The sequence below is a fragment of the Sphingobacterium lactis genome (genome assembly GCF_011046555.1).
In the GTDB taxonomy this organism is placed as follows: domain Bacteria; phylum Bacteroidota; class Bacteroidia; order Sphingobacteriales; family Sphingobacteriaceae; genus Sphingobacterium; species Sphingobacterium lactis.
The window spans coordinates 2,819,450-2,838,102 of record NZ_CP049246.1 but is presented as its reverse complement, the minus strand read 5'-3'; the positions used below and the strand labels follow the sequence as shown (position 1 = coordinate 2,838,102).

Genomic DNA, 18,653 nt, shown 5'->3' with positions numbered 1-18,653 from the left:
ACCAACAAAGTAAAGATTAACAATTAGTTACTTTTAATGTGGATGCATTTCTACGTTGAATTTGCTAGTCGTATTTTGGAAACTACCGAAAATCAATAACGGTTTTCAATATTTTCTTAATTGGAAATTTCACTAGTATATGTCGCATTTATGCGTAGTTCAGTGAACCATTATAAATAGATATGTTTTCGATTTTAATTATTTATCTTATGATAAATACTCATTAAACTATTGAAACATAAGTGATTACAAAATACCAATTATAGATTTTTCTAATTATTAAATATCTTTGTAGAAATTATGAGGGTGTATCCAAGATCCACTTATTAACGAACATGCCAGCTATTAACCTGGCAACAGAAGACTATATTATTAATAACAATACTACGCACACGAGGAACTTTGTTCAGACTGTCCAAGATTTTTTTATGGGGGTAAAAGTACTAGAGATATTATTGGGTTCAATTTGTTTTGGACTGCTTGGCCAATTCTTTTTATTTACGGCTGATAGTGATTTTCCCATATCATTGATGTTCGGACCAATAATGTACTACAGTTACTTAATTCTTGCACATGGTGAGAAAAGAATATGGATTTTATTCTTACATCTATTACCGTTTATCGGGATTATCACAAGCTTTCTTTTGGTCAATGAAAAATTTTATGCCATCTACCTTCATTTTTATTTCATTACGCTGATCTTAAGTTTAGTTGTTTATCCAAGCATTATTATTTTCTCGGGGCGCAAGGGAAAGAACCCGCTTCAAATTCACAATCTATTGATTTTAGAGCTCCTTAGCATCCTGTGTTATGTTGGAAGTTTTTTTGTGTTTGTGATGTACATGGACCGGATGTTCGAATTAAACCTTGAACTATATCCTCGGATGGTCGTTATGGCCATTCTCTTTGTCTGTATTACCATCGTTGGTTATTATTTCTACCAAATCAATACAAATCAACTCCTATTGGAGAATAATCCTCCGGAGCAAACGGAAGATCAGGTCGAAAGAATACGCTTTAATGAGCAGCAAATCCGCCATTATAAGTTAATGCTGACCCAATCGATGGAGCATGATAAGCTTTATTTGGATGCCAATTTGACTCTGGAGAAAGTTGCCAAACATGTATCTATTCCGAAGAATCACATTACGCACTTTTTGAATTATTATTATGCGACCAACTTTTATGAATGGTTGGCAAAATATAGAATTAATCACGCGATTTCTTTAATTGAAAGCGGATCGGAAAATTTGAAATTGGAATTTTTAGCTAACCTGAGTGGTTTTAATTCCAGAACGACATTTAATCGATATTTTAAAATGTACATGGGAGAATCACCTTCCAATTATCGATTGCGACTTAGTAAATAATTATGTTGATTTACCTAATTTACGCTGCCATAGCTGTATTCAATATTTTGAGTATTCAACTATACCGCAGTTTGCCTTTAAAGACTGGCCTAGAACGTATCCTCATTTATTTAACCTGCACACTCTTCCTACATAATTTTTTTGCAGCCATCTTTAGAGACTTTATTTCCGGATATAGATATGTTGATGTAGGCGCTCCTTTCGGACTTTTATACGGCCCTTATTTGTATTATGGGTATTTAACCCTAAAAGGAAAAAAAATCCATCGAAGGATCATATTCACACATTCCTTACCTTTTATCATTGCTGCATTAATTTACTTGGTTTTTCTTTCCATGGAACCGTTCCGACTAAATTATGGCAAATACTACTATGTCGGATTATACAGTTCATTTGGTCTTTCGTGGATCATTTATCCACTGGTCGTTTTAATCAAGGGAAATATTTCGGACATCCTGAATCTGGAGATGAAGAGGCTATATTATTATTTTATTGTCATGCTCCTCATCCTTGCCGCCATTATCATACCATCCATTATGTCAACCTTAGTGGATGATCATGCCAATAAAACTCCTTTATCGGGAAATATCATTTATGTCATTATGTTGGTGGGGAGTGCTTTAATTTATGAATATTATCTGCAGAGCCTAAAGAAATTCATGCATCGGGGATCTTCAGGACTGTTGGGGTCCAATTCGCGGAAATCACTATTACCCCCAAAACGAACAGAATCACTGAACCCAGCCGTCCATTCCCCTTTCCAATCTAAGATTTTATCATATTTGGAAGATAAGGTCTACCTGGATCCGGATTTTACCGTGGACAGAATGGTCAAAGACCTGAAAATTCCGAGACCAGTTATTGTTCAATTCTTTCGGGAATTTTTTAAAAAGAACGTCCTAAAAACCATCAATACCCTACGGATTGAGGAAGTGTGCAGCGAATTGATTAAGAAAGATTTTGACATGAATATTGATGAATTGGCCTTACGATGTGGATTCAGTTCAAGAGCTTCTTTTTACAGGAATTTCAATAATGAAAAACAATGTAGTCCAATTGAATACAGAGAAAAGCACCTCGCCAAAATAGCCTCTTCATGAAAAAACTAATATACTCCATTATTTTCTTATGCTTAATACCCATAGCCTTGCTAGGTAATGACCCAACATTTGATGAGAAACTTACCCAGATTCATTCGAATTTAGTAGCAACAGATGCTAAAAAAGCCATTCAACTTGCAGATTCCTTGGTGAAGGTCGCTGAGACAGACCAGGAAAAAATTATGTCAAGAATGATGGTAAGCTTGGTTCATAAAAGTGTTGGAAATTATGCATTGGCAATTAAATATGCAAAGGAGGCTGAAAATATTGTTGATTTAGCCGGGTTATTGGAACTTGAATCCAGGTGCGCAGTACTTATAGCAACGATCTATCGCGATATTGGAATCTATTCCACGGCAAATGAGTATATGGATAAGGCCCTAAAAAACATCCCCTATATTAAAAATGAACAGAATAGAGAAAAGATCTACATCGTCATAAAACAAGAAATGGCGATCACCAATATCCTGACAAAAGATTTTTCCAAGGCAATCGAATTGATAAGAGATCTAAGTCCCAGAGGAATTGATCATAAAAATGGAACAACGCTTTCCTTATGTGCCAGGAATAGTTTAATCTACGGCTTTGCGATGGAAGGTGCTGGTAAGCCTAAAGAGGCTATTCCTCATTTATTGGAAGCTGTACATCACGCAAAAGGCGAGAAATCCTTAACATTAGCCCAGGCTTTCCTTTCGTTAGCTAAATCCCATTATCTGCTGAATCAGCTGGATAGCACCAAAATCTATCTGAACAAAGTTCAACCATTTTTGAATGGAGGCAGGAATTTTAGGTTGATGGTAGAATATCTTCGGTTCAATGCTACATTTCAAAGCAGCATCGGCAATTCACAAGGTGCTAACCTGAGTCTGTACCAGTTGGGAAAACTGAATGAACAGCATATCAGAACAGCTGAGCTCATTGGAAACGAGGTAATCACTCAATTGGAGAAAGATCTACGAAAGGTGAGAACGGATAACATCATTCTAGCGTGGCTGATTGCCCTATCCGTAATCATTTATTTTTTGTTCTATTTTCTCAAAATCCGTCCGATCCAACGGTACGCTAAGCAATTAATAGCGTCAAATCAACAGCTTGACACACAGTTTTCCCATGATCTCCAAGATCGAGAACTGAATGGGAGTGTAGGTGGCCCGGAGTTTCAGATGTCCGTCGAAACGGAAACACGCCTTGTTAAAAAACTGAATCAATTGGAACAGGAAAAATTCTTCCTGGAGAAGAATATCACATTGAACGCACTGACGAATACGTTGATGACCAATCAAAAATACTTGTCATTCATCATTAAAAAATATAAAAATCAAGGTTTTAGTGATTACATCGCGAACCTGAGAATTGCCTACATCGTGGATGTCCTTCGAAATGATACGCAAGTATTGGATTATAAGCTTTCCTATATCGCCGATATGGCTGGTTTTTCCTCGCATTCCATGTTTACATTAGCTTTTAAGTCCAACATGGGTATGACGCCTTCTCAATTTATTGAGAATTTGAAGAAGGAAGGACAGAATTAGATAACAACCAATTTCTTCTGGTGTAAATAAATTTTTGGCGGTTTAAAATAACCGCCATTTTCTTTTAAAATTCCATTTTAAACCATACATCTTCAATTATTTCCATAGCGAACTTCTAATTGAGGAATTGTCTTTTCAAATACAGCATTTCAATAAAAGAATTCAATCCATTTTCTCTTTTTATACCCTTTTCATTTTCAGGTTTTTACAAAAATTGAGACATGTCTCAATTTTTAATTTGAACAGATAATCAAGGAAATGGGACAAATTTCTGCTTGACCTGAACCTAATTTTGTTGTCAATAAATGCGAAAAAAAATTATGGAAATGCGGTGTGCTATCGAGTTCCCATAATGACCGAAAACAAAAATTAACAACGATAAAATCGATCAATGGAAAAATAAAAACGAAGTACCGATGCTACCAAATACCTATCACCAAATACTGAAAGAATATAAGAGTCTAGAGATCCGCGTTCTGGATTTCACGGAGGAATTTAATTCAAAGACCTTAGAAAATTGCAAAAGCTGTCGTCGCATGAATTGTGCGCTCAATATGCCAGCGCGATTAAGTGTCATGAATTATCTACAAACACTTAAAAATTCCGGTCACGGTCTCGGGACAGTTGGAAGTCTTAACAGTCTACAGAAAAGCAACATAAGTCAAGAAGTTTTCAATTTTCTCGATGGTGGTTTCGATCATAGTTTCTGTGAATTAGACCAAGAGATCCTTCAGCAATTTTTTAGCAGTAAAGCAGCAAACGGCACATTGCCCTTATTGACGCGTTGGGTGAGGATCTCGGAGAACAGGGATTTCCGAATTTTTATCATCCAGCAGATTGCTCGATTCAAACAGGTGGGATGTTCATATATCCTGATGCAAATCCTCCTCAAAGAACAGGATATCGTCGTGAAGGTAGAAATCATAAAAACCCTGGCACATATCCAGTATGATCGAGTGGTCCTGCAATTTATAAAGATCTTCCAACAGGAGGCCATAAATATTCAACAGGAACTCATTAAGGCCATCATCAAGCTAAAATCTGAGATCGGTATCCGATTCTTAACCAAATATTATGAAGAATCCCAACCCTCAGACATACGCGATTTTATCCGGAATAGCTTGATGGAATATCAAATTCAACAGCGAATACACGTGCTGTAGGCACTTGTCCTGAGTAGAAAAAGAAAACAATAAAAAATAAAAAACATAAGAAAATTAACATCCAAAGTTATGAGTAATCAAATAGTTAGCATTAAAAAGGAGTATATGAATCAAGAAACAGAAATGAGAATTCTAAAAGCCTTGGTTGACTGGGAGTCACAAAAGTTTTTTTTAAATCCAGCATGTTCCATTACTTCAACATCAAAGGAAATCGGTTGCAATACGAAATACCTATCCTTTGTAGTCAACAAAAACAAAAACATGGACTTTCCAAATTACGTGAACAACTTGCGCTTGGAATATTTAAACCAATACCTGCGCGAAGTTGAAGAGGCACGTAATTTCAAATTGACCTACCTTGCTGCGATCTCTGGATTTTCGTCCTACGGGAAATTCGCAAAGTGTATCAAAGACCGTACAGGGTACAGTCCAACCCAATTCATCGTATTTTTCGACCATAAAACTGCTTAGTGCAAGCAAGAGTTTGGCCAAGTAAACCCATATTTTTATCCTATTTAATCAATTCCAAGTTTATTTGGCCTTCTTTTCGATTGTCTATTCCTCGGTCTGAAGAAACAAACCGGCGATGACTTTAGCGGTAACCAAAAGCTGACCATAATGGCGCATAGCATGCTCAGCGGCATGAAATAATAGACCTATTTGCGTCGTAGGGATCTTCTTTCTGCCTAGAAAACGCGTATCTGTTAAGGTGGCAGCATCGATATAGGTTAGTTTTTGAAGGGCATTCTGGATTTGATGGGCTAGATTTTCCTGCACCTGCAACAAGGATTGGCCAGTATCGGTTCCTTCAGTAGCTAAAAAAGCAAACTGTGCTTCATTTAAGGGTTGCTCAGCGGCATACGTGAACATCCTGTCGATTACGCCGGCGATGTGATTCAGATGGAAGGCAATACTTGCCATACCGTAAGGTTTTTCCCACATATAGGGCGCGTAGGCCTCTGTTATCAACTTAGGAAAATCTTCCTCGATCTGTAAGAGGGCATGTGCTACAGGTTGAAGCAATGGATGTACTCCAGCAACAGGACCACGCATCCACACCTCTAAATTTTCTGAAGCCATAATTTTATTATTTCTGAACCAAGCTTTTATCGCCGAAGGTCACCAGGACCATGCCGATAATAATAATAAGTGAACCCAGGATCTGCATCCAACTGAGGGGCTGTTTGAACCAAAGGGCCATAGCTATCTGAACGGTTAAGAACGTTCCACCGGAGCAGAGGGCAATAACGATGGGCTGGGGAACGGTTTTGAAAAGTTGTACTAAAAACCAGGAAGCCGATAATAAGATAATATTCCCACCAATCAGAGCGAGCCATTGGTATTTCGGGTGAATGCCCCCATATTTAAAGATGATGCTCGAACTGATCTGACAAAACCAGAAGGCTACAAAAAAAAGAATCTTCATAAGGTTGAAATTACCCTATGAAGATAGCGTTTTTTTAAATATGGTAAGATTACATGGATTCAATAATCAAGGAATAATCTGCTTCCTTTAATAGCTCATCCGTCACATCTGCTGATTTTAACGTTTGGATAACGAGGATCTTTTCTTTTGGATATTGCTTGAAGAACGTAGGAATTCCTTCTTTCCTTTTACTGTGGTATGCGCCGTTTACATGCAAGAAAATGGTACGCTCCTGTAAGTTTTCTTCAATAAAATGTGCCATCGTTGCATCTTTCACCCCCTGGGCGTAAACCAGGTTAGCATTTTTATGGTCAGGCATCATTTGGAGCATTTCAGCATAAATGCTCAGTGTCGTATCAACTTGTAGTGGGAGCGGAGCAATATATTGCTTTGCGTAGGTATTCAAGCTATCCAGTACCGTAAGCCCTTGATGATAAACCGAATTCGCATACCTGCGCGGGACGTTTGTTGCTAGCAAAGGTATATTATTCGATTTTGCATAGGATACCAAGGGTTTATAATCCTTTATGTAATTGGTCCAAATCCTGGACTCGGTTTCGAAGCTTTTCTCTTGGATGAACCCTTGAAAATACTCATTGACTATGGGTTGAACATCGGCTTCGAACATTTCCATGCCGAGCTTCACCCTTCCTGGATAGCGCTGGTGCATGGCCGTGAGCAGATCCAATTCGAGAGCATGTGCCTCGGCTTGCCCATGTAACTCGCCGAAGAAAACTAACGGCTTACTTTCAACCTCGGCTATAATTTTTCCTAAAGCTACTTCTCGACCTGCCTGATCAACGATTTTGTATTTTTCCTGTGCCTGACTACCGAAGGCCAAAACAAGCAGGCAAAACAACAACATAATTTTTTTCATATTAACGCTCAAATTCTTTAATAACCTTTCGCCATTCCGGATCCTCGGGAATATCTGGTTTTCGCTTTCCAAAGAATTGAATGACAATATTCCCTTCTTTATCATACGCTTCAATGCTATGAACTAAACCCTGATCAGTCGGTTTTTTTACTATCCATACACCCGCGATTTCTTGATCGTTGAGGTGCAGGTTGAAATTAGTATCCAGGATATTGATCCAAGGTCCCGTTCTGACGATTTTCCTCGCTTTTCCTGTATGAATCTGCAAACAGGATTTATTGCCGACGAATACCATGAAATCAATCCGGGTACTAGACACTAAATTTAAGAATTTTTCAATGACTTCCACCTCCAACTGTTCGGCAAACCCCTTGGGTGCCAGGCGAAGGGCCTGCAACCGGGGCAGTTCAAATTTACGCAGGAGCGAAGAGAAATCATGGGTGTCCTGCAATCGCTTCCAACCTTCCTGAAAACCTAACACATCAATATCTTCATCTAATTTTTCTACCTGTGCGACGATGGGTTTTGTTTCCACCTTGATGGGATGCTGATCTGGGTTTCGGAAGAGATCGACCAAGGTGAGATAGGCCTTGCGGTCCGATTGCTCTGTCAGGAAGATCTTATGGACAGCATCGCCGTAGATATCGAAGAACTGGACGCTCTCTCGACCATTGTCCTCAACAGCAAAGGCAAAAGCCCAATTCTTCATGAATAACCGTAAATCAATATCGGGATTCACGACCAAACCAATTGTCCCCTTGAAACTAGCTTTGGAGTATATTCCTCTTCGTTCATGGACAGCGAAGTCATTTCGTGTGAGCGCCATCACTTCTTTTAGCGGTGCAATATTGTTCAAATACGTTCAAAATCAGGCTTCAGGAGTATATTATGTGCCCCTATTCCGACAAGTTCCGCTTCGGAAACCCCCAGATATTGCGCAGCATCTCGGATGCGTTTTTTGGGGTTTTCAGATTTAAAGTATTCATATTGTGTCAATAACATGCTTTGATCTTTTGGTTCCATATCTTTACAATTTTATAGTGGTATGAATACAGGGTAGCTCAGGCTATTTTCCTGTATCCGTTTTACTTGTGTTTCGTAGATTTGAGAGACCAGCTCTGCGGTCAATATATCGTTCGGTATTCCATAACCCATGTTTTGTCCATTTTTGAGGACTAAGATTTTTGAAGCGTACTTAGCGGCAAGATTAATATCGTGCAAAATACTGATAACCGTTACACCAGCCTGAGCAAGCTGAAGAGCTTTATCCATAATGATGTGTTGGTATTTTAGGTCCAGACCGGTTATGGGTTCATCCATGAACAGGATCCCTTGTTGCTGACCAGCAATCTGCGCCATGACCCGTGCCAAGTGGACCCGCTGTTGCTCACCACCGGAAAGATGGTGGATTGATCGATCGCGCAAAGCCAATAGTCCCATTTCTTCCAACGCTTGATTTGTTACATCGATATCGACTTGCGCAGGCTTATTCGCAAAGAATGGATACCGTCCCATTAAGGCGACTTCAAAAACACGAAGGTTAATATTCAGCTGATGCGATTGTGCAAGGACCGCTCGAAATTTCGCCAACTCTTCCAAATTGAAATCTGCGAGCGATTTATTGTTGATTACGATTTCTCCTGTCTGTAATTTAAGTTGTTTACTCAATAACTTCAGGAGCGTTGATTTTCCGGCTCCATTCGGCCCAATAATGGAAAGGATCTCACCAGGATGGGCACAAAAATCGATCGAATTCAATATCCGTCGATTCCCGACATCAAATCTTAAATTCTTGACTTCAATCATAGCAATCGATTTTCTTTACGATGTTGCAATAGGATGATCACGAACATGGGCACCCCCATAAAGGCTGTTAGGATACCGATTGGTAATTCCGCGGGAATGACGATGGTTCTAGCAACCAAATCCGGCAGCACCAAAAAACTGGCTCCCAGCAGGGCAGACCCCGGAAGTAGGAATTGGTGATCGGCTGAAATGGTAATGCGCAATAAATGAGGCACCAATAGCGCCAGAAACCCAATGATTCCTGCTATAGCGACTGAAGAGCCTACACCAATCGCGGCCAATACAATGATTAGCTTATTGATCAGCTTGCTATTGATCCCGAGGTGATCAGCCTGTGCTTCGCCCAAAGCCAAAGCATTCAACGCTTTTCCAAAACAGATTAGGCCACCGATACTCAAGGCCTGAAAAGGGAGGATCACCAAAAGGGATTTCCAGTTGGCACCACCCAAACTACCCAAAGACCAAAAGGTAATGTTCCGCAACTGCTCGTCCGTGGCGACATAGGTGAATAACCCCGTAAAAGCAATGGCTAAGGCATTGATCGCAATCCCCAATAAGAGGAGGGAGGAAATCTCCGTTCGTCCGTTCCTGACCGAAAATTTATACAGTAAAAACGTGGTCAAAAATGCTCCTATAAATGCAGCTACCGATAGGGCATAATAGCCAAATAGCAAGGTCAGTTCATGGAAAAACCGTCCGCCAAGAACGATAAACATCACTGCAAACAAAGATGCCCCCGAGGAGACACCTATCAATCCGGGTTCGGCCAAGGGATTTCTGAACATCCCTTGGACCGCACAGCCGGAAATACTTAAAGTTCCGCCAATACATGCACCTAGGAGTACCCTAGGCACACGAATGGCTACTAGCACAGATTCTTGTTGTTTTGTAAACCCTCCGAGATCTTCGGCAAATAGCTGTTTCCAACCGATTCGCCAAAGGCTATCCAGCGTTATTTCTATGGCTCCCGCACTAATGGAGAGTATGCAGGAGCACAATAGAAATAGTAGTAAAGAGATAATGGAGAGTCTTTTATATTTTAAATTCATTAATAAATTTTTGAATGCAATTCCTGTATCGCCAAGGGCAAACGGGCACTGAATCCCGATAGCAATTGACCATCCATGGCAATGATCTTCTTGTTCTTCCCAGCGTTCGTTTCCTTTACGCCTTGGATGCCCAACAACCCTTCCTCGTTGCCTAAGCTGGAAAGTCCCGAGTTGAAGAATAGTAGAACATCAGGATTATAGGCGACCAATGCTTCTGCCGTGAGGGGCCTGTAGTCCGGAAAATCCTTCGCTACATTTTCCCCACCTGCCAGTGCAATCACCTTATCCACTTGGGTACCCTTGCCGCCCACCATAATCGTTCCTGCACCACGCGCATAGATGAAAAGTACCTTCGGCTTTTTACTTTCTACTTGGATGGCATTGAGCTTATCCATATCCGAATTGAATTTTGCCAAAATGGAATCTCCTTTAGCGGTATGTTTCAAGGAATCCGATACGTTACGGATCAGATTTTTGGTCCCTTCAACAGAGAACTCTTGATCAAAAAGCAGCATCCGAATTCCTGCATTTTTGAACTGTTCTTTAGTTTCTTCGGTCACTTCCTGCTGCGTTCCGATAATGAGATTCGGTTGCAAGGCAAGTACGCCTTCAATTGGAATTTTCTTATTGTGACCAACCTTAGGTTTATTCTTCATGCTTTCGGGATAAGTAGAGGCCACATCGGTACCCACCACTTGTTTTTCCAGACCCAGATCACTCAGAATCTCGGACACGGTCCCATTCAAGGAGACGATGCGCAGGGAGTCGGTATGTCTAGCGTCGTTCTGAGCATGGTCAGCGTTTTGCTGACACGAAACCAGGCAGGCCAATAGGCCAAAACCCAATATCGCTTGTTTGATCGTTTTCATGTTATTTACCCTTCACAAGTTTATATTCAATTTCTGGATATCCTCTTTTCCCGCCATCGTTATTTACACCCATGGCTAGGAAACGAAGTTTATAGATATTACCGACCTGATCACGGATCACATAGTACCGGTCCGGCATAACGCCGACACGTGGATCATCCTTCATCGCAGTAGTCCTTCTCCAGGAACTGCCTATCGTATTGCGTCCTTTTAAAAATTCGATGCTGGACAATTTGCTGGCATCGAACTCTTCATAGGAAGGCTGGTCTGTCGACTTACCGGATTTATCCTGAAATATCACTTCTGCTGCAGAAACACCATTGAGGTGGTTGATGAAAACCAAGTCACTGAAGGCATATGCTAGCGCACCAGTATGGAACATAGATTTTGTCCAAACGATATCCCAGCTGTCTTTTGCAGGTTCCACCTGTACAGTGCCACCTGTAAATGAAAAGAAGGTAAACGTAGTTTTAGCGTCTTTTTTGATGGTAGCCTTTTGAATTTGCTTTTCATCAATTTTGGCGTATTCCAGGATATAATCGTTACTATTTCCGCGATTGATGCGCACCTTGTACACATTTTCCTTGTCAATTTTTCCACCATGCACAGTGTTAACAATATATACAAGGTTTGAAGCACCAGCTGCACTGATCTCAGCAATAACTGTCTTGCTCATGTCGCCATCGGTACCATCGTAGTTGGCCAATTTTTCTGGTCCAAATCCATAGGCAAGGACATTTATATCCGTATTCGTTGAATTGACAGCAAGAATATCTGTTTTATCTGTTGCCTTTGCAGCATAGGCCGCCTGGTTATTGAGAATCACCCGATAGGCATCTTGATTATAGAAGCCTAAGCTCCACGATTTTCGGTCAACGGAAGTTTGTTTATCAGCGCTAAAATCGACATATACGGCATTAGCAGCATCAGACTCGCCAGCGCCTCCCTGAAGTGTCAATTTGCTTCCTTCAGAAGGTGGCACAACGGGAATCGGATCATCACCCCGTGTCTCGCAGGATGACAGTGCGAGTAAAGTAATGAGCCCCAGACTAGTGATTCTTGTTAAAGTGTTCATATGTTCTAATTATTAAATTGATATTGTAAGCCGAAGAAAACTGAGCGCCCATAACTAATTGGGATTGAAGAGCTACTAACCGAATGAGCGCCAGTTCCTTCTATTGATGAATTTGTAATGTTTACCGTATTCGTTAAGTTCCGCATACCTCCCAGTAAGGTGAAATCACGGTACAGACTTTTGCTGATGGAAATATCCAACATCGAATATGCTGCTTGTTCTGCCTGCAAGATTTGCATCTGTGCACCAGATCCTTGCGTCCGGAAGCTCGGGCGCGTTCCGTACAGTTTATAAAATACACTGATGTTCGCCTTTAGCTTCGGAAATTCCTGGGATATGCTGCTGTTCAACTCAGGGGTCCAAAAGTACTTGCCCAAGGATTTGTTGTAGTCATAAACCTGATTCAATCGGGCTAAGTAACTGAAACCTACATTTACGGAGGTATTGTGCAACGTAAGCTTATTCTCTAAGGTAGTCCCCATCGTTTTGTACTTCCCAATATTTAAGTACGTATAGGAACCTGGATTTTCAATGGACTCCCCAATGGAAATCAGGTTGTTGAAGTAATTGTAAAATCCGGTTAAGGAGCTATGGAACATGGTTTTTCCTAGCGAAACATCATGGATGTTCAGATTCATGTTGATGTTATGGTTCCTTTCTGCTTTCAGGTTGGTGTTTCCATCGATGGAATGGTTGGTATCATGGAAGGTAAAATAGAGTTCGCGGAGGGCAGGGGCACGATAGCCCATAGCGTAGCCCAAGCGAAGGTCCAAATTTTTGGCCAAAAGCACCTTGGTATTGAAGGCCGGTATAATTGGCGGAGCGGGATAGATGGAATTGTAGACCATCCGTATACCCGGACGCATTAATATGCGCTTACCCAGGTGATATTCAGCAGATAGATATGCTGCAAAGTCGTAAATGTCCGCATTTCCCTGAATACGGGCGCCAGAACCTTTGTCGTAATCAAATTCAAGGCCTACCATCAGACCAAGATTTTCCTGTACTTTATATAATCCATTCACCCGACCAAATACCTGTTGGAATTTTGACACATCCTGTAATCCAGCGCCTTCAGGTAATTCCATGGTTTGGGTATTCAAATCATAATTGCGCGTTTTTGTCCGCCTTTCATAGTCTTGATAGGAAACAGAACCTGTCAACTGCACTTTATCACTGACCTGCCAACCACTCTGTAGATTGTGGGTATAGCGGTTCGTGACGTAATTTTTATCCGTATATTTATTATTTATATTGATATTTCCAGGCGTGAAGATATCCTCATGAAGGTAATTTAAATTGTAATTGACCTGGAATTTATCCTGCATATAGCCCACTTTTCCTGAAGTCAGCCATTGGTCTTTGGGTTGCCATTGCAAGGATCGACCCGTTCTGTTCCCTTGGAAACCTCCGAACGTATTGCGACTACCTGACCACCCGAAAGACCATACCTTTCCGGCATAATCCAAACTTACATTGGCATTGTGGCGGCCTTCTTTCCGGAATGCCCGATACTCTTTGCTGGCGGATTCTTCCAATAGACGGGCTTGGATCCGCATGGTATTTTTTTTCATCACGCCGGCATGGGTAATGATATTGATAACACCGACGAGGGCATCCGTTCCATACATAACGGAAACCGGTCCTTCAACAATTTCAATCCGTTGGATATCGTTGAGATCAATTTGAGAAAGGCTCTGTCTAGAGCTTCCGCGGTCAATAATGGGCACGCCATCAATCAGAATCTTGATGTTATTGCCCGAAGAACCCATCAGTTGAATATCCGTTTCTCCGAGTACCAGGTCATGCGAAAATCGAAAACCAAGCTCTGTATTCAATAGGGTTGTCATATCTGCTGTCCCGCGGCGATCAATCGTTTCCCGATCGATCACACGGATCTTATAAACTGAGTTGCGAAGTGAAGTCGGTAAAAATTGTCCGGTCACAACAACCTCCTCAATCGGAAGTGTTTGGTCCGTTGTATCCTGTTGGGCAAATGCTGCAGGTGATAATAATATGCTTAGATATGCAAATGGGTAACGTAACATTATTTAGAATAATTATAAATAATGAGACAAACTTAGGTCTTGTTTAGAATTATTCCAAACTAACGGATGACGTAAAAGGAAAATTATACAACGTAATAGGAAAAAAGTTAAATAATACCCTATAAATGGTACATGAGATGGGGAGAAGCAAGCTTCGCTTTAGGAGCTTTTGTAACTTTAGGAATTATACCAATACATGTAGTTGTAGGTCGTGGAATTTTGATATAAAAAATCCCACAACTGCACGTATTATTTAAATAGGTTGCAGATGTGGGACGGGGCGTATATCCCAATAGGGGATTATTCGGAAGGGTTATTTACTACTTACGCTTCCTCCTGATGATCGGTTGAAATCCGTTTTACTCGGATTTCCCGAATATTTGATGTCCCCACCGGACGAAGCATTGGCAACTATGGAATTCTTCACATCAATATTAACGCTTGCTCCGGAACTCGCTCCAACGTTCACATTGGAAACCGTCAAGTCATCCAGCAATGCACTTCCACTTGATGAAGCATTTATTTTCGCATTTGTTGCTGAACCCTTTAAGGCTACTGATCCGCTACTGGAAGCATCGATCTGCAATTCCTTTACACGTAACTGTCCATGCACCTTACCAGCAGAACTGGCATGGATCGTAGCCGTGCGGGATTCGATTTTACCCAATGCTATTGATCCGGAAGATGAGGCATCCGCTTTGAAATTTTCCGTGTGGATCGCTGCAGTACTTGTCAATTTCCCAGCAGAGCTCGCAGAAACTTGCTGTAATCTCGCGTTGCTATAGACGGTTACGCTTAAGTTTTTGGCATTGTAAATTTTGGAATTCGGTTTCACACGGATCACAAGGGTATTGTTGCTCACCTTGGTTTCAATCTTCGCGAGCAAGTCCGCTTTGGATACATCTACAACAACTTCATTTCTGTTGGATTGAACAAATTCTGCGCGGATGCCCTGTGATACCGAAATACCATTGAACTGACCGATTTTCCTTGTTTCCTTGTGCTGGCCATAGGTGAGTGTTGCACATCCCAACAAGGCAATAGTCAACAATTTTTTCATAATTATTTTTCTTGAGGTTAATAAATTATTGTCTATTAAAAATACGTATTCATGTCCAGCAATCAAAATGGCACAGTAGCTAATTTTTGCTATGCGGATGTGGTAATTTTCCATATTACAGGGGATTATATTTTGTTAGTCGGTCAAAAACATATAATTTCAGCAATCTAACAACGGGGATCACGACCATGCAACTATTGGATTATTTTAAGGAACTCTATCATATCAATGACGATCTGGAACAATTCTTTGATTCCATAATGGAGGTCAGGGATTTTGCAAAAGGGGAGCTCATTTTTGAACCGGGCACTTACCTGAAATATTTTTATTTTATTGAATCGGGTTTCACGCGGATGTACTACTATAAAAACCGAAGGGAAATTACTCATTACTTTTTCGGTCCCAATACGTTCAGTTCGGGAAGTGAGAGTGTATTTTATGGCAAACCCACCATCTTTGGTTTTCAGGCGCTTGCACCTTCACGCATCTGCATCGTTCCTTTTGCCCCGGTGCAGGAATTGGCAGACACCGATATTACGGTGAATAAAATTATCCAAACAGTATTGTTGGATTCATTGATCAATTTCTCAAACCGATTTTATAAAACACAATTCGAGACCGCCCATGAACGTTACAATGCGCTGATCGAGGAAAATCCGGAACTCTTTCAGAATGCCTCACTGGGCCATATCGCCTCGTATTTAGGCATTTCTCAGCAAACACTTTCCGTAATACGAGGAATGAAATAAGTAATTCGTTAATTTTAACCCAAAGAAAGTATAGCGACACCAAATCGCACCACCAACCCAAATTATTAACCGCAAAGGTGTTTTTTAAGATATCTGAAAAGAATCCGCGAAAAACTCTTGCACCTTTGTCTTGTTAAAAGAAATAGCAAACTGATTCATTATGGATTTAAGCGTCAAAAAATCATTATCTAGTTTAGCCATTATGCTGCTCACGAGTGTCAGCTCGTTTGCGCAGGATGGCCTGCATTATTTTAAGGATCCCGTCCAAAGGTCGGTCACATACAATAAGTCGTTGATCAATGCCAACCTGGAAAACCAAAAAGTAGCGCTGGATCGCGAAAATGTGAAAGGCAAGTTATTGCCTCATGTTTCCGCCAATGCCATGTACGGCTACCTGAACAGTTCCATCGACTTGGATATACCCACTAAGACTTTACCGTTGTTGGGTACCCCTTTATTTGAGGGTTCCCAGAAAATGAACATTTCCAGTCAGGTGGGCCTTGCCGGGGTAACAGCCACCCAGGTTATCTTCAGCGGATTGCAGATCACGAATGGCCAAAAGGCATTGGAACAGAAATTCAAGGCCCAACAACTCATGAGCGAAGCAGGTTATGACCAGTTAGCACAGGAAGTGATGTTGAGCTTCGATCAATTGATGCTCTTGAAGGAGGTGGATCTGCTGATCAAGGATTCCGAGAAACGCCTGAACAAAGAACATGATAAAGTTATAAAAGGTATTGAGAATGGTTTCGCGATTCCCTATGACCGGGATAAGATTAAATTGGCGATGCTCGAACTGGAAAGCAAAAAGGCCGAAGTGGAAAGCAACCGGGAGCTGCTCTATTTCAAATTGGAAGAGCTAACGGGCATGTCCATCGAAGAACTGCGGTCCATCGACTACAAACTTGATCAGCTTCCATTGGATATGGCCGCTGCCAAAACCATGAACAGAAAGGAATTGGCTGCGCTTGAGGCATCGCAAAAAGCATATGAATATGTGCTGAAAAAAGAAAAAGGCGCGCAACTTCCGCAGGTATTTGCCTTTGGTAACATGTCCTATTTTAATGCTTTCGGAACCGATATCACCGTAAAAGACCTACCGAAAGTGGGCGATCTGAAAATTGAGAGCAACCACATGCGCATGGCGCCAAGTTTTGCTGTAGGCATAGGCATGAAGTGGAATATATTTGAGGGAAAAGCGCACAAGACTGCTGTTGAAAAGGCAAATCTGGATGTGCAGATCAATGCGAATAAATTGACGGACACGAAGGAGAAATTAGCCCTCTTACAACGTAAGACGGAAGTGGACTACGACCTTTCCCTGAAAAAGATTCAGGTCAGTGAACAGCAGATGGCCATCGCGCAGAACAACCTGCATTTGGCATCCCGTCAATTTGAAGAAGGCCTGGCCGATGTAACCGAGCGCTTGGAAGCGGAAAATGAATTCTATAAGCAATCGCTAGGTTATTACAATCAAGTTCTTAGTCATCGTCAAGCCGCTTCGGAGTTATTGAAAGCGAACGGCAATCTTTATCAAACCATTACCCAATAATCATGAAAAATATACTATACAGCATAGCAGCAATACTCGTCCTACAAAGTTGTACGAACGAAAATAAAACACAGGAAAGAAAACTGGAAGGAAAAATCGATAGGGATCAGATCGCAGTGACGACCAAGATTCCGGGAAAAATCCAGAAGATTTTGGTAGAAGTCGGCCAGCAAGTCCAAAAGGGAGATACCTTGGTCATCTTGGAACTGCCAGAGGTGGATGCCAAATCCATTCAGGCACAGGGTGCATTAAACGCCGCACAGGCGCAATACGACATGGCGGTAAAAGGGGCTACGGATGGACAGATGAAACAATTGCACGCCAAGGTTGCAGGACTGAAAGAACAATACGATTTTGCACAGAAATCACTCAACCGCATGAACAACTTATTGCGTGACTCCTTGATTGCCCAACAGAAATACGATGAGGTGTATGCGAAATACCAAGGTGCCAAGAACCAATATCTAGCGGCGCAAGCTGAGTTGGCAGATGTACAGCACGGTGCTCGCATCGAACAGCAACGGATGGCGATGGGGCAGAAGGAACGTGCGCTTGGTGCTGTCGATGAGGTGAATGTAGCAGCGAAAGAACGCTACATCATTGCTCCCCAAGATATGAGTGTGGAAAATATCAACCTGCAAGTTGGCGAACTCGCATTGGCAGGATACAGCGTAATTTCCGGATACATCAATGATGGCAGTTTCTTCCGCGTAACCATTCCGGAAGACAAGGTGAAGGATTTTGCGAAAGGAAGCACCAAAACGTTGGTAATCCCGTATCTGGAAAATAAGGAGGTCCAAGCGACCATTGAAACCATAAAACCATTGAGTTCGTACGCGAACATCGCAACGGCCTATCCGGATTTCGAAGAACAGCAGACCCTTTTCGAGGTCCGCATGAAACCTGTGAACAAAGCCGAGGCAAAAGAACTGTTGACAAAAGCAACGTTCATTGTTAAACAAAACTAATGAGGCCAA

19 protein-coding genes are annotated in these 18,653 nt (G+C 41.4%); 8 read left to right on the top strand and 11 right to left on the bottom strand.

Annotated elements, in window-relative coordinates:
• Nucleotides 1–335: 335 nt before the first annotated feature.
• The 5 genes from G6N79_RS12360 to G6N79_RS17705 all read left to right on the top strand — a co-directional run bounded on the left by G6N79_RS12360 (nt 336) and on the right by G6N79_RS17705 (nt 5,636).
• On the top strand, nt 336–1,370 hold the full coding sequence (locus G6N79_RS12360; RefSeq protein ID WP_103906248.1) for a helix-turn-helix domain-containing protein: 1,035 nt from the start codon (nt 336–338) through the stop codon (nt 1,368–1,370).
• A 335-nt stretch (nt 1,371–1,705) separates the two neighbouring features.
• Entirely contained in the window at nt 1,706–2,470 is a 765-nt protein-coding gene (locus tag G6N79_RS12355; protein WP_160003721.1) for an AraC family transcriptional regulator, read from the top strand.
• Nucleotides 2,467–4,002, top strand: a complete 1,536-nt coding sequence (locus G6N79_RS12350) for a helix-turn-helix domain-containing protein (RefSeq protein ID WP_103906250.1) — start codon at nt 2,467–2,469, stop codon at nt 4,000–4,002. Before G6N79_RS12355 ends, G6N79_RS12350 begins: the two co-directional genes overlap by 4 nt.
• Before the next feature lie 575 nt (nt 4,003–4,577).
• A complete protein-coding gene (locus G6N79_RS12345) occupies nt 4,578–5,165 on the top strand; it encodes a HEAT repeat domain-containing protein (RefSeq protein WP_103906251.1) in 588 nt (195 codons plus the stop codon).
• Between the two features lie 69 nt (nt 5,166–5,234).
• On the top strand, nt 5,235–5,636 hold the full coding sequence (locus G6N79_RS17705; RefSeq protein WP_103906252.1) for a helix-turn-helix domain-containing protein: 402 nt from the start codon (nt 5,235–5,237) through the stop codon (nt 5,634–5,636).
• Nucleotides 5,637–5,720: 84 nt separating this feature from the next.
• Here the strand turns inward: G6N79_RS17705 and G6N79_RS12335 are convergent, their stop codons facing one another.
• From G6N79_RS12335 to G6N79_RS12290, 11 genes are all read right to left on the bottom strand, one after another.
• Nucleotides 5,721–6,245: a DinB family protein gene (locus G6N79_RS12335; protein WP_103906253.1), complete on the bottom strand. Its 525-nt coding sequence runs from the start codon at nt 6,243–6,245 to the stop codon at nt 5,721–5,723.
• Between the two features lie 7 nt (nt 6,246–6,252).
• Nucleotides 6,253–6,591: a hypothetical protein gene (locus tag G6N79_RS12330; protein WP_103906254.1), complete on the bottom strand. Its 339-nt coding sequence runs from the start codon at nt 6,589–6,591 to the stop codon at nt 6,253–6,255.
• Between the two features lie 49 nt (nt 6,592–6,640).
• Nucleotides 6,641–7,468 (bottom strand): ChaN family lipoprotein, encoded by an 828-nt coding sequence (locus tag G6N79_RS12325; protein WP_160003723.1) that lies wholly within the window; start codon nt 7,466–7,468, stop codon nt 6,641–6,643.
• Between the two features lies 1 nt (nt 7,469).
• Nucleotides 7,470–8,294, bottom strand: coding sequence for a hemin-degrading factor (locus G6N79_RS12320; RefSeq protein ID WP_200818788.1), 825 nt, complete (start codon nt 8,292–8,294; stop codon nt 7,470–7,472).
• A 26-nt stretch (nt 8,295–8,320) separates the two neighbouring features.
• On the bottom strand, nt 8,321–8,491 hold the full coding sequence (locus tag G6N79_RS17565) for a hypothetical protein (RefSeq protein ID WP_200818789.1): 171 nt from the start codon (nt 8,489–8,491) through the stop codon (nt 8,321–8,323).
• 12 nt (nt 8,492–8,503) lie between these two features.
• Nucleotides 8,504–9,274 (bottom strand): heme ABC transporter ATP-binding protein, encoded by a 771-nt coding sequence (locus G6N79_RS12315; protein WP_103906256.1) that lies wholly within the window; start codon nt 9,272–9,274, stop codon nt 8,504–8,506.
• A complete protein-coding gene (locus G6N79_RS12310) occupies nt 9,271–10,323 on the bottom strand; it encodes a FecCD family ABC transporter permease (RefSeq protein WP_103906257.1) in 1,053 nt (350 codons plus the stop codon). The genes G6N79_RS12315 and G6N79_RS12310 overlap by 4 nt, the downstream gene beginning before the upstream one ends.
• On the bottom strand, nt 10,323–11,192 hold the full coding sequence (locus G6N79_RS12305) for a heme/hemin ABC transporter substrate-binding protein (protein WP_103906258.1): 870 nt from the start codon (nt 11,190–11,192) through the stop codon (nt 10,323–10,325). Before G6N79_RS12305 ends, G6N79_RS12310 begins: the two co-directional genes overlap by 1 nt.
• Before the next feature lies 1 nt (nt 11,193).
• A complete protein-coding gene (locus tag G6N79_RS12300) occupies nt 11,194–12,267 on the bottom strand; it encodes an HmuY family protein (RefSeq protein WP_103906259.1) in 1,074 nt (357 codons plus the stop codon).
• Nucleotides 12,268–12,272: 5 nt separating this feature from the next.
• Nucleotides 12,273–14,315, bottom strand: coding sequence for a TonB-dependent receptor plug domain-containing protein (locus G6N79_RS12295; protein WP_103906260.1), 2,043 nt, complete (start codon nt 14,313–14,315; stop codon nt 12,273–12,275).
• 313 nt (nt 14,316–14,628) lie between these two features.
• On the bottom strand, nt 14,629–15,375 hold the full coding sequence (locus tag G6N79_RS12290) for a head GIN domain-containing protein (protein WP_160003725.1): 747 nt from the start codon (nt 15,373–15,375) through the stop codon (nt 14,629–14,631).
• A gap of 188 nt (nt 15,376–15,563) precedes the next feature.
• On the opposite strand from G6N79_RS12290, the gene G6N79_RS12285 reads away from it, so the two are divergent.
• The 3 genes from G6N79_RS12285 to G6N79_RS12275 all read left to right on the top strand — a co-directional run bounded on the left by G6N79_RS12285 (nt 15,564) and on the right by G6N79_RS12275 (nt 18,644).
• On the top strand, nt 15,564–16,124 hold the full coding sequence (locus G6N79_RS12285) for a Crp/Fnr family transcriptional regulator (RefSeq protein ID WP_103906262.1): 561 nt from the start codon (nt 15,564–15,566) through the stop codon (nt 16,122–16,124).
• A gap of 202 nt (nt 16,125–16,326) precedes the next feature.
• Complete coding sequence (locus tag G6N79_RS12280) at nt 16,327–17,676, top strand: TolC family protein (protein ID WP_160003727.1); 1,350 nt, start codon at nt 16,327–16,329, stop codon at nt 17,674–17,676.
• Between the two features lie 2 nt (nt 17,677–17,678).
• A complete protein-coding gene (locus tag G6N79_RS12275; protein WP_103906264.1) occupies nt 17,679–18,644 on the top strand; it encodes an HlyD family secretion protein in 966 nt (321 codons plus the stop codon).
• The last annotated feature ends 9 nt before the right edge of the window (nt 18,645–18,653 follow it).

Coding starts and splice junctions, on each gene's coding strand:
- G6N79_RS12345 (WP_103906251.1), top strand. CDS start 4,578: ATGAATTATCTACAAACACTTAAAAATTCCGGTCACGGTCTCGGGACA.
- G6N79_RS12320 (WP_200818788.1), bottom strand. CDS start 8,294: ATGGCGCTCACACGAAATGACTTCGCTGTCCATGAACGAAGAGGAATA.
- G6N79_RS12350 (WP_103906250.1), top strand. CDS start 2,467: ATGAAAAAACTAATATACTCCATTATTTTCTTATGCTTAATACCCATA.
- G6N79_RS12355 (WP_160003721.1), top strand. CDS start 1,706: ATGGAACCGTTCCGACTAAATTATGGCAAATACTACTATGTCGGATTA.
- G6N79_RS12315 (WP_103906256.1), bottom strand. CDS start 9,274: ATGATTGAAGTCAAGAATTTAAGATTTGATGTCGGGAATCGACGGATA.
- G6N79_RS17705 (WP_103906252.1), top strand. CDS start 5,235: ATGAGTAATCAAATAGTTAGCATTAAAAAGGAGTATATGAATCAAGAA.
- G6N79_RS12300 (WP_103906259.1), bottom strand. CDS start 12,267: ATGAACACTTTAACAAGAATCACTAGTCTGGGGCTCATTACTTTACTC.
- G6N79_RS12325 (WP_160003723.1), bottom strand. CDS start 7,468: ATGAAAAAAATTATGTTGTTGTTTTGCCTGCTTGTTTTGGCCTTCGGT.
- G6N79_RS12335 (WP_103906253.1), bottom strand. CDS start 6,245: ATGGCTTCAGAAAATTTAGAGGTGTGGATGCGTGGTCCTGTTGCTGGA.
- G6N79_RS12280 (WP_160003727.1), top strand. CDS start 16,327: ATGCTGCTCACGAGTGTCAGCTCGTTTGCGCAGGATGGCCTGCATTAT.
- G6N79_RS12330 (WP_103906254.1), bottom strand. CDS start 6,591: ATGAAGATTCTTTTTTTTGTAGCCTTCTGGTTTTGTCAGATCAGTTCG.
- G6N79_RS12290 (WP_160003725.1), bottom strand. CDS start 15,375: ATGAAAAAATTGTTGACTATTGCCTTGTTGGGATGTGCAACACTCACC.
- G6N79_RS12295 (WP_103906260.1), bottom strand. CDS start 14,315: ATGTTACGTTACCCATTTGCATATCTAAGCATATTATTATCACCTGCA.
- G6N79_RS12275 (WP_103906264.1), top strand. CDS start 17,679: ATGAAAAATATACTATACAGCATAGCAGCAATACTCGTCCTACAAAGT.
- G6N79_RS12285 (WP_103906262.1), top strand. CDS start 15,564: ATGCAACTATTGGATTATTTTAAGGAACTCTATCATATCAATGACGAT.
- G6N79_RS12310 (WP_103906257.1), bottom strand. CDS start 10,323: ATGAATTTAAAATATAAAAGACTCTCCATTATCTCTTTACTACTATTT.
- G6N79_RS12360 (WP_103906248.1), top strand. CDS start 336: ATGCCAGCTATTAACCTGGCAACAGAAGACTATATTATTAATAACAAT.
- G6N79_RS12305 (WP_103906258.1), bottom strand. CDS start 11,192: ATGAAAACGATCAAACAAGCGATATTGGGTTTTGGCCTATTGGCCTGC.
- G6N79_RS17565 (WP_200818789.1), bottom strand. CDS start 8,491: ATGGAACCAAAAGATCAAAGCATGTTATTGACACAATATGAATACTTT.